At 45.0% G+C, this 10,319-nt stretch carries 10 protein-coding genes and 1 pseudogene; 1 reads left to right on the top strand and 10 read right to left on the bottom strand.

Annotated features, from left to right (window positions below; genetic code table 11):
- The 9 genes and pseudogenes from AC0IYG_RS03155 to AC0IYG_RS03115 form a co-directional block, all read right to left on the bottom strand.
- Positions 1 to 1,204, bottom strand: a 1,204-nt coding sequence (locus tag AC0IYG_RS03155; protein ID WP_471709570.1) for a SusD/RagB family nutrient-binding outer membrane lipoprotein, incomplete at its 3' end; no start/stop codon positions are given.
- Positions 1,205 to 1,243: 39 nt separating this feature from the next.
- Positions 1,244 to 4,402 (bottom strand): SusC/RagA family TonB-linked outer membrane protein, encoded by a 3,159-nt coding sequence (locus AC0IYG_RS03150; RefSeq protein WP_471709569.1) that lies wholly within the window; start codon positions 4,400 to 4,402, stop codon positions 1,244 to 1,246.
- Positions 4,403 to 5,182: 780 nt separating this feature from the next.
- Positions 5,183 to 6,098 (bottom strand): annotated as a pseudogene (locus AC0IYG_RS03145) (carbon-nitrogen hydrolase).
- A 106-nt stretch (positions 6,099 to 6,204) separates the two neighbouring features.
- A complete protein-coding gene (locus AC0IYG_RS03140) occupies positions 6,205 to 6,636 on the bottom strand; it encodes a glycosyltransferase family 9 protein (protein ID WP_471709568.1) in 432 nt (143 codons plus the stop codon).
- Entirely contained in the window at positions 6,602 to 6,790 is a 189-nt protein-coding gene (locus AC0IYG_RS03135; protein WP_471709567.1) for a hypothetical protein, read from the bottom strand. The genes AC0IYG_RS03140 and AC0IYG_RS03135 overlap by 35 nt, the downstream gene beginning before the upstream one ends.
- Positions 6,777 to 7,163, bottom strand: a complete 387-nt coding sequence (locus tag AC0IYG_RS03130) for a glycosyltransferase family 9 protein (RefSeq protein WP_471709566.1) — start codon at positions 7,161 to 7,163, stop codon at positions 6,777 to 6,779. The genes AC0IYG_RS03135 and AC0IYG_RS03130 overlap by 14 nt, the downstream gene beginning before the upstream one ends.
- The gene (locus tag AC0IYG_RS03125; protein ID WP_471709565.1) at positions 7,156 to 8,070 is read right to left on the bottom strand and encodes a lysophospholipid acyltransferase family protein; all 915 of its coding nucleotides are present in this window, start codon (positions 8,068 to 8,070) and stop codon (positions 7,156 to 7,158) included. The genes AC0IYG_RS03130 and AC0IYG_RS03125 overlap by 8 nt, the downstream gene beginning before the upstream one ends.
- A gap of 100 nt (positions 8,071 to 8,170) precedes the next feature.
- Positions 8,171 to 8,335, bottom strand: coding sequence for an LpxL/LpxP family acyltransferase (locus tag AC0IYG_RS03120; protein WP_471709575.1), 165 nt, complete (start codon positions 8,333 to 8,335; stop codon positions 8,171 to 8,173).
- A complete protein-coding gene (locus AC0IYG_RS03115; RefSeq protein WP_471709564.1) occupies positions 8,259 to 9,059 on the bottom strand; it encodes a lysophospholipid acyltransferase family protein in 801 nt (266 codons plus the stop codon). The genes AC0IYG_RS03120 and AC0IYG_RS03115 overlap by 77 nt, the downstream gene beginning before the upstream one ends.
- Before the next feature lie 119 nt (positions 9,060 to 9,178).
- Here AC0IYG_RS03115 and AC0IYG_RS03110 point away from each other — a divergent pair, with 119 nt between their 5' ends.
- Positions 9,179 to 9,520 carry a hypothetical protein gene (locus AC0IYG_RS03110; protein WP_471709574.1) on the top strand — a complete coding sequence of 114 codons (342 nt, stop codon included), beginning with the start codon at positions 9,179 to 9,181 and terminating at the stop codon, positions 9,518 to 9,520.
- Here the strand turns inward: AC0IYG_RS03110 and cobA are convergent.
- On the bottom strand, positions 9,517 to 10,290 hold the full coding sequence (cobA, locus tag AC0IYG_RS03105) for a uroporphyrinogen-III C-methyltransferase (protein ID WP_471709563.1): 774 nt from the start codon (positions 10,288 to 10,290) through the stop codon (positions 9,517 to 9,519). The two genes, AC0IYG_RS03110 and cobA, sit on opposite strands and share 4 nt — an antisense overlap.
- Positions 10,291 to 10,319: the final 29 nt, after the last annotated feature.

Raw genomic sequence — 10,319 nt, 5'->3', positions numbered from 1 at the left:
GTTTGGTAATGAATGATGCAGGAGGAGTCAAGCCATATTGAGCGAAAGAAGCAGCAATTCCAGCGTCGAAATACGTTTTTGCACTGCCTGTGATCTCTCCATCAAGTGCAGCTTCTGCCAGAATGAAGTTCAGTTCTGCGAAAGTCATGATCACTTCCGGCGCTTCCGCTTTGGTGAATGCGTCACCGATGGTTGAGCTGGTTGCGAGGTAAGTCGTTGCGATCGCATCCGGCAAGCCATTTGGGTGGCCTTCGTATTTGCCGTCTTTATTTGGATTGGCATATTTCGTGATGCGGCTGTCGTCAAGTGCATTCATTTTGTCGGCCAGTGTTTTGCTGATGTTCCAGTCTGTACGGCCATCCTGCTTCATCACCTGGTTCCACTCGTTGTTACTTGGCAAAACCGTTGTGCAGTTCAACTGCGCATTATCCGCATTGCTTGTGAAAATCGGGAATGTTTTAGGATCAGAAACGATCTCGGTCATGATCGCTTTCGATTCCGCAGGTTTTTTAGCAGCCTGACGGTTCGCAAGACGCAACCGCAATGAGTTCGCGAATTTTTTCCATTTCAAAATATCACCCGAGTACATAATGTCACCCGCAACGGCAGGGCCGCCTACAACCAGTTTCTCATTTGCCATTTTCAGGTCGTTCAGCATGCCGGCGTAAACCACGTCCATAGGATCGTATTTCGGCGTGTAAATCGGCGCTTCGGCTGTTCCTTTGATCGCATCGTTATAAGGAATTGCTCCGTAAAGGTCTGTTAGTAAGGAGAAAACCCATGTCCGCATTACCAGCGCAACGCCCTCATAATTAAAATTCGGATTGGCAGATCCTTCGCCCGACAGCGCGATGATTCGTTGGAAATTCAGCTGCGAATCGTTGTAAAAGCCTTTCCAATTGTTGGCGACCAATGCAGGTGAAACGGTGTAATCATCGCCTTCATTGGAATAAATGTTACGCGTAAAATGCTGCACATACAGTTCGGCTGCGTCAATGTTGATGCGCTCGAAACGCGTCCGGTGTCCCCAGTAACGGTCCACAGCGGTTTCAATGCCGGTAGGAAGCAGATATTGCGGTCCGATTGCCGTAGGGCTGTTCGGACTTACATTCATTTCATCAAAATCTTTGGTGCAGCTCGATGCAGTCAAAATCCCTGCAAGCGCCGTCATCCAAATGGTTTTATGATTCAATATGTTTTTCATCTTCGGATTCTTTAAGGTCAGTTAACTCGATTGACTGGATCAGAATGACAAGGCCAGGTTCATACCCACGCTGCGTGAGCTAGGAAGCTCGCCGTAACCGAAACCTTGTCCATTTGCGCCTTTTGCATCAATTTCAGGATCGATATGCGGTGTGTTTTTGAAGATCATCCACACATTGCGTCCTACTACTGAAAGTTTTGCTGACTGGATTTTGATTCTTTTCAGGAATGCAGGGCTGATGCTGTAACCCAATGAAACCTCACGAAGCTTCACATAACTTGCGTCGAAAATCGCTGATTCGTGATAGTTACGTGGGTTGCTGTAACCGTAAAGCTGATTAGCCGTAACAATGATGTCGTTTGGAACAAAAGATTTAGAACCATCCGCTCCTGTCACTTCCCGAACGCCTTTTCCGATCACGCCTTCTTCACGACCAAGCGCCGTTTCTGCATATTGACCAGTCCAGCGGGCAGTTCCAGTTCCTTCATCATAAATGTCGCCACCAATGCGAACGTCTACCAATGCGCTCAATGAGAAGCCTTTGTAGTTGAATGTGTTCAACATTCCGCCGATCCAGTCTGGCTGCACATTACCGAGTTTTTGATTTGCTGCTGTTACTGGTAAGCCGTTGGCTCCGTAAACAACTTGTCCGTCCGGTGATTTCAGGAAGCCAACGCCGTAGAATGTTCCGTAAGATTCTCCTACACGTGCTTCTGAGGTCATTCCGCGCTGTGTTGCCAATGTGTAAGTTGTAAGTCCTTCTGCCAGCTCGACCACTTTGTTGCGGTTGCGAGCGTAGTTCAAAGAAACTTCCCAGCTGAAACCATTTGACAATTTCACCGGCGTTCCGGATAATGTTACTTCAACGCCTTTGTTGGTGATTTTTCCGGCATTCAGGATTCTTGTGTTATAACCGCTGGCTTTTGAAATCTCAACACCCAGGATCTGATCTTTTGTAGTCTGATCGTAATAAGTCACATCCAAGCCAACTTTTCCTTTAAAGAAGCGCATATCTGCACCCAGTTCAAGACCAGTTGTGATCTCTGGTTTCAGATTGGCATTAGCGATTTGAATGTTCTCGCCAAATTTCGGAACTGCTCCGTTCCACGATCCGCTCGCAGTGAATGTCTGTGCAAGCTGGTAAGGCGTCGCATCGTTACCCACCTGAGCATAGCTGGCGCGGATTTTTCCGAAAGACAGCACATTGCTTTTTACATCAAACAGTTCTGTCAAAACTGCGCTTACAGATGCAGAAGGGTAGAAGTAAGAGCGTGCATCAGAAGGCAATGTGCTCGACCAGTCGTTTCTGGCAGTAAGGTCAAGGAACAATGCGTTTCTCCAAGAGAAATTAGCTGTTCCAAACAAGCTCTGCGTTTCAGATTCTCTGATCTCACTTTCAATGGTGTTGGCGCTTGGAACCGAGTTTCCAGCATTGTAAAGGCCATCCACAACCATTTCGCCTACTGCGAAGTAATTTCTCTTGTAATAATTTTTACGCTGGATGCCACCGAACTGAACATTCACGCCAAAGTCGCTCGTAATGTTCTTGGTATAAGTCAGCATGAAATCCGTGTTCGTTTCCTGGCTGCGCAAAACCTCTTCGTTAAAGCGTCCCGGTGTTCTCGTGCCGTTCCGAACGCGAAGGAAGTTGGTTACATTGATACGTGTGTCAGACCAGTAATCTGTTCCCGAGCGAAGCATTAAGGAAAGCGAAGGCAGGATTTTGTAGTTCAATGCAATGTTTCCTAGCAACCTGTCTTTTTCATTGCCGGAAGGCATTTTAAGCTGAGAAAAATAAGGATTGGTAAAGAATGTGTGCTGCCAGTTTGGTGGATCTGTATCGCCTACTTTTTGGTTGTGCACATCTGTGTATTGTTCGTAGTTGCGCAGCTGATCCCATGAAACCGAGCGGTGAGACCAGATAAATTCCTGTCCGCCTGCATAGCTGCGGTTGTCTGAGCCGGATTTGATATACTCACCAGACAATGTAATGCTGATGTTTTTAGTCAAATTGTAACCCGAGTTGATACGGAAGTTGTTTCTGTGGAAATCATTGTAATACATGATCCCTTTTTGATCCACGCGGCTCAATCCCAAACGGAAATAGCCTTTGTCGTTTCCTCCTGACAATGCCACCGAGTTTGTGATTGTGCGGCCTGTCTGCCAGTATTCTTCCCAGTTGTTAGGCTGAGGAGTCAGTGGCGCAACATCGTCACCAGTCCACCACTGTCTCACCATACGGCCATCCATAGGTGCTCCCCAGCTTTCATCCGTTCCTGCTGAACCAGCCAGCGGATATCTTGCGTCATAAACGGCTCTGTATTGTGCGATTTGGGCAGGATCTGTGATAGAAGAGCTCCATCCGTCGTTGTACCAGGTGCGGTAACCGCTTCCTCCGCCATATGTATTTTGAAAATCAGGTTTGATCCAGGGACGTTCGAATGTAATGTTTGAATTTACTTCAACACCCAATCCTTTGGTTCCCTGGCCATTTTTAGTCGTAATCAAAATAACCCCGTTTGCTGCGCGTGAACCGTACAATGCAGCTGCGTTAGGCCCTTTCAAAACAGACATTTCTTTAATGTTGTCCGGGTTAACCTCAGAAATTCCGCCACCCAATGTTTTGCTCGAAGTTTGTTCCATTGGCACACCGTCGATAACGATTAACGGCTGGTTATTGCCTGAGACAGAAGAAGATCCACGGATTTGGATCGTAGAGCTGCTGCCCGGTCCGCCATTCGCCTGAACCCTTACGCCTGCGATTTTACCGGATAATGCGTTCGCTACGTTCGTTGACCGCGATTCGGTCAGTGCGCTTCCTTTTACTTCCTGCACGGTGTAACCCAATGCTTTTTTCTCACGCTCTATACCAAAAGCGGTAACCACCACTTCGGCAAGTTGTCTTGTATCGGCGTCAAGTTTGATATCAAATTGAGTCTGGTTTCCGATCGGCAGCTCCTTAATAAGAAAGCCCACATAAGAAACCACCAGAATTCCATCTCCTGGAACAGAAAAACTGAATTTTCCGTCTGCGTCTGCATTTGAACCCACATTGGTTCCTTTGAATATGATAGATGCTCCTGCGAGTCCGAGACCATCGTCAGCTGCTGAAATCTTACCACTGATCTGACGCACCTGAGCGTGAACCAGCGGGGAAAGCATACAAGCCCATAATACTAAGAGTAGAACTTTACGCATGGGTGATTGGGGTTAAATTGTTGTTAGGTATCGAGTAGTAAGAGAAAAAGTCATGGCTGTGTGGTGTCCACGTTGCTGTGCGCCGCACACACTTTCGCGTGGACAGAACAACACAGCCATAAGCTTGCAAAACTGCTTTTCCGGAAAGCAATACCCTCTTAAATCGAGGACAGACAGCATTTAGCGTTTAGGCAAAGACAAAGAAATCCCTGCGTAGACATTTTGCCTGTCCACGGCGTTCTTGGTAAACCTATTATTGAAAAAATTATATTGTACCTGGATAGAACCTGCCGGATGCGTTTGGTTATGGCAGCCGGTTTTATTCAATCTTCCTCCTGATACAGACAGATATATTCATGTGCGGCTGGAATACATCTGCTTTTAAGAAGTTCAGTCATTCGTTTAACGACTTCTCAAATATACTGACAATGTGAAATAATGCAAGAGATTAAACTTAATTATTGGAGTTTTTTGCAATAAAAATTGGTCATTTAAAATCAATATAAAATGTTTTGGTAATAATTTTATAATAAGTTTAAATTTCCCGCTTTGCCAGAATGTCTATGCTGCCGATAGACTTAAAATTTTAGAAGTTGCAATTAATTGTCTAAAAACAAATGTACGTTTATATACGAAGTTTTACTAATTTAAATAAAAAAGTGGTTACAAATTTCAATTTTGAAACTTATCTTTCATGGAATTGCAAAATGCAAAAAGAGGACACCATTTCTGGTGCCCTCCTTTCTTTGAACTTAAAATAATTATATTTATTAAGACGATCTAATCAATGTATCGTTTGAGAATCGGGTGTGTAAGAGTCAATTCTTCTGTCTCTCAGGAACGGCCAGGTTGTTCTTGTAAAAATCGAGTTTGGCGAGGTCAAGTTCTTCAACATGTGTGACTTCCTCTTCGTGTGGCGCCAGATATAACAAGCGTCCTTGCGGGTTGGCAATGAATGACCCGCCCCAGAATTGCTGATCGGCTTCGCGGCCAGTGCGGTTCACAGCGACCACGTAAACGCCATTTGCCACGGCATGTCCGCGCTGAACGGTTTGCCATGCGCCATATTGTTCTTCGTTAATGATCGGATCCGTTTCGTTCGTGTCCCAGCCGATGGCGGTTGGGTAGAAAAGGATTTCCGCGCCCATTAAGCTCGTAATGCGGGCAGCTTCGGGATACCATTGATCCCAGCAGATCAGCACACCGATTTTGGCATATTTTGTGTCGAAAATGCGGTAACCATCCTTATCGCCCGCCTCGCCCACAGGTTCGCCCATGGCAGCATCACCCGGCGTGAAGTAAAATTTCTCGTGACAACCCGATTGTTGGGAATGCGCATTTTCCTGTATTTACCCAGATATGCGCCATCCCGCATCCGAAACGGCCGTTGTATTATGGTAAAGTCCATGTGCGCGTTTTTCGAAAGAGAGGCAATCATCACCAAACATGCCCAATTCCTTCGCAATTGCGCTTAACGACTCGGGTCGAAGGGCCGGGAATGGCTTCGGCGAGCAGGAAATTTTTATGATCTTCCACGTCACAGAAATACAGCGAGCGGAAAGTTCTTGAAGACATACAATGTTGGCACCCTTCGCCGCAGCATCACGGATGCCCTGGCACAGCTTTTTGTAAAATTCGCTTCCACGTCGTCCGTGCAGCTCATTTGGACGATGCCAATGTTTACCTTTTTATTCATGAATTTGATAAATGTCTGATCTAAAATAAACTCTGCTGACAACAGTTATTATTTTTCAGAAGTTGTTTCATTAAACATTTGTACAGCGCTTTGCGCAATGAAATTTTCAATCCCAATCCCACATGCATTTGAAATGCTTTTGCGGGCACGCAGCCATTCCGAAATTGCTGCATGGATGGCATGGCAGCCCTTTTACTTCTGCTATCACTTGTCGGGTATTCAAATATGGCCAAACGCCGAAATGGCGGGCAGATGTTGCGCCCCAAACCGAAACAATCGGCTTGTTAAATGCGCCTGAGATATGCATGAGGCCGGTGTCGTGTGCGATGACGGAAGTGGCAGATTTCAGGAGCGATACGGATTGATTGAGACTGTATTTTCCACAAGCGTCATAGATTTTTTCATCACAAGCTTCGGTCACAAGTTTGGCAACCGCTGCGTCCTCGGGTCCGCCCAGTAAAATGATTGGTTTATCAATGCCTTGACAAATTCTTATTATTTTTTCAGAAGGCAATCTTTTGGGTAAAATGCTGCCCACCGATCACGAATGCAATATATCCCTGCTGATGCGTATGCGGCAGGCTCGAAACAGGGATTTCTTCTTCGGGAGAGATAAAATAATCGACCGGCTTGTTGTCATTCTTAATGCCTAGCGGCTCGACCGCTTTGAGATTTCGTTCAACAATATGCAAGTCCTTTTGGCAAAAAGTCGACGTGAAAACGGTTCATGACGAGTTTTTCCACAGATAGTTTACGAAAAGTCAGGGTAGGGCGGCGGAGTTTTAGACGCAGCAGATAAGAGCGCAATGTCTTATGCAGATCTACGATATAGTGAAAATGCTCCTTACGGAAAATCTCAACGAGCTCATTCAGATTATTATCAAGCAGGTGGAGCTGGTCAATATAAGGATTATGTTCAAGGACCTTGCTGAACTTTTTCTTGACCACAAAATGAATTTCCGCGTTTGGAAGCTGTTGTTTCAAACACCTTATCACCGGCGTGGTGAGCACAATGTCACCAATGGAAGAAAAACGCAGGATAAGGATTTTAACAGGTTTATTCACTTTTTATTTCTTGTCGTAATTGAAATGGCAACAGGTTTTGCGGCCTTGCATGCTTCCAGCGTCTGTGGCTCCAAAGCCAGTTATCGGGCTGGCGCTTAATGTCTTCTTCCAGATATTCGATCTGACTTTGCAGAATGTTGTTCGTCGGCTCTTTCTTTGGATTTTCGGTTATCAGCTTGAAATAGGAGCGGTAATGTCCCCGTTTTTGCTCATCCCGGAGAATTCCCATGTACAAAACCGGCGCATTCAAACGCTTTGCAATGAGCTCGCCGCCCCGGAAAACCCCTGTGTCCTGATTCATGAAATTAGTCCAATAAGCCTTTTCGGGGCTTGGTGACTGATCATTGACCAACACAAAAAGAAACGGTTTTTCTCTCGGCGCCATCGCGCGAACCATCGCTTCTTTCATCGCCACCATTTCTGTCCCGAACTTAGTCCTTACTTTTTTAAACCATTCTTCAAAGATCTCGTTGGCCAGCTCGTGGTAAACGACCACAATTTGGTAGGATAATTTGGCAGAAGCAAATAAGTTGAGCATTTCCCAGTTGCCCAGATGCCCGGACACGACCACGACGTTTTTCTGCTGTGCATAATAATGGTCGAGCAACTCAGTTTCCAAATCAAATCTGGTGAGCAGGTCATTCTTCGAAATCGACCTTAGTTTGATCGTTTCAAAAATAATGTCCGTGAAGTTGCGGTAATATTTTCTGGCAATGCACTGGATCGTGTTGTCATTGTAATTTGGAAAGCTGTTTTTCAAATTATTGAAAATCACTTCCTTCCTGTAATGGCCAATGTCAAAAATGAGGAACCGGAAAATATCGGAAAGCTTATATAATCTTTTCCACGAAAGTCTCGAAATCGCTGTCAGAATGAACAGTAATAGTCGGGTGGAAAGTGTTTTCATCGCGTTGAATCCTATTGCAGTAAAAAAGCAATTCTGCAAAAGAATTAGTTCCGGCAAATGTCACTTTTCGAAGACTTACGCACTAAAAACGGACGGAAAATCAGGGTAATGTCTGCTCGGGTTTCAGACATTCGGGACGCTTGTGTTTCCAGCGTCTGTGGCTCCAAAGCCAGTTATGGGGCTGCGTTTTAATGTCTTTTTCCAAAATCCGGAGCTGTGTTTCCAGGATTTCGTTGTTTTTGACCTCTTTCGGGCATTGCGTAATGGTGGAAATGGCGACTTCGTAGTAACCTCTTTTTGTTGGCTACTTTACTAAAATCTGCATACAAAACGGTGAGATTATAACGCCGCGCAATCGTTTCAACGCCCCGGAAAACGCCTGTGTCCTGATGTAAAAACTGGGTCCAGAAAGCCGTTTTAGGGTTAGGCGACTGGTCATTAGCGAGCACAACTACGTAAGGTTTTTCTCTCGGCTTTTGTAATTCCTTAAAAATGTTGTCCATAGGAACGAGCTTGGCACCGAACCGGGTCCTTAAATCGAGGAACCACTGGTCAGAAGCTTCGTTTTGCAATGGCCGGTAAACGACGATGCATTCGTGTGTGAAACAGAGTGAAGAGAAGAGGTTAGCGAGTTCCCAGTTGCCGCGGTGGCCCATTAAATAAATAATGTTGGTTTTCTCGTCATAAAATTTCTGCATGATGCTAATGTCGCCTTGCAGTCTTTCGCGCACGCATTCGGGGCTTGCTGTGCGAAATTTGAGGGTTTCTACGATGAGATCTGTAAAATGTATTTGAAAATCTTTTGCTATGCAGGCAAGTTCGGCATCATTTTTATCAGGGAAGCTGTTTTTTAAATTTTGCCAGATCACCTCCTTGCGATAGCCGCAAACTGTGAAGATAGACCAGCGTAAAAAATCAGAAAGCCGGAATGCATTTTTCCAGGATAATGCTGAAACCTGATTTAGTATTAAAAAAAGAAATTTTGACACTATTAATTGCATGCAGACATTTTTTGCAATAATACGTATATATATTAGTTATACGAAATACTGGCTTTTCTAGGTGTATTTTATTAAATTCACTGTTTCAAATCCGTTAAATAACGACCATTTTGGAAGGAATATTTGACATAAAAAATGACCGCCGGCTGAGCATGTATTTGTATCGGGTCGGTTTTGGGATGTGGCTCATGTATTTAGTCCTGGGCGCGCCTGCCTTGCACACGTTCAAACATTATCGCCAGGATTGCGGCCTTTTGTCCTTCGTAATGATGATTTTCGGCTTCTCTGCTTCTATGGTATACGATTATTTTCATCATCACGATCAATATGAGATGAAGAAAAAATGGCTCTTTATCAGCTATGCAGTGCTGGCGGGGATAATTTACTTTCTTGAATTTAAAGGGAAGGAGAATCTGATCGATCTCAACTGGATCCTGAGCCTGCTTTAATTCACTTCGTCGGCAACAGATTTTCCTTGTTGCATCAATTCTTCAATGTGCTGATAGCTCAAATCGGGTAACGCAGCGACTTTTCCAATCACGATCACAGCCGGAGAGGCAATTTCACTTACCTGCGCCAAAGCAGCAATGTTGCTGATCTTGCCGGTTACAACTTTCTGATTTTCCATCGTGCCGTTTTGGATAATGGAAATCGGTTCATCAAATTTGTTGAGCTGTGCATAAATGGAAACGATCTCACCCAGCTTGTGTAAACCCATAAGAATTACAACTGTGGCGGTCGACTGGGCGGCCAAATGCACATCATTAGAAAGCGTGTGATTTTTGGTTGTGCCTGTAATCACCCAAAAACTTTCACTTAATCCTCTCGAAGTCAATGGAATGCCAGCCAACGCAGGAGCCGCATAACTGCTGGAAATACCAGGAATAATCTTTGATTCAATGCCGTGTTGGGCAGCATAAAGAATTTCTTCGTAACCACGACCGAAAATGAATGAGTCACCGCCTTTTAAGCGGACAACTTCACCGTAAATACGCGCATTTTCGACTATTAATGCATTAATGTCGTCCTGGGCACAGCTGGTTTTACCAAAGCGCTTGCCAACAAGTATCTTCACGCAGTCTTCGGGGCAGAAATCAAGAAGGGAAGGGTGGGCGAGGGAGTCGTATAAAACCACTTTGGCTTTTTGTAACGCTTTAACCCCTTTCAAAGTGATCAGGTCAGGATCGCCTGGCCCGGCACCAATAAGTGTAAGTTTCATATCTGAAAGACTTCGGTTTTCGGCTGTCG

The organism is Dyadobacter sp. AC419 (assembly GCF_979253085.1).
The sequence above is the reverse complement of the archived record's forward strand: the minus strand, read 5'-3'. Positions and strand labels throughout refer to the sequence as shown.

What these genes read in the sequence shown, in the direction of transcription:
- AC0IYG_RS03150 (WP_471709569.1), bottom strand. Translation starts at nt 4,402, where the DNA reads ATGCGTAAAGTTCTACTCTTAGTATTATGGGCTTGTATGCTTTCCCCG.
- AC0IYG_RS03125 (WP_471709565.1), bottom strand. Translation starts at nt 8,070, where the DNA reads ATGAAAACACTTTCCACCCGACTATTACTGTTCATTCTGACAGCGATT.
- cobA (WP_471709563.1), bottom strand. Translation starts at nt 10,290, where the DNA reads ATGAAACTTACACTTATTGGTGCCGGGCCAGGCGATCCTGACCTGATC.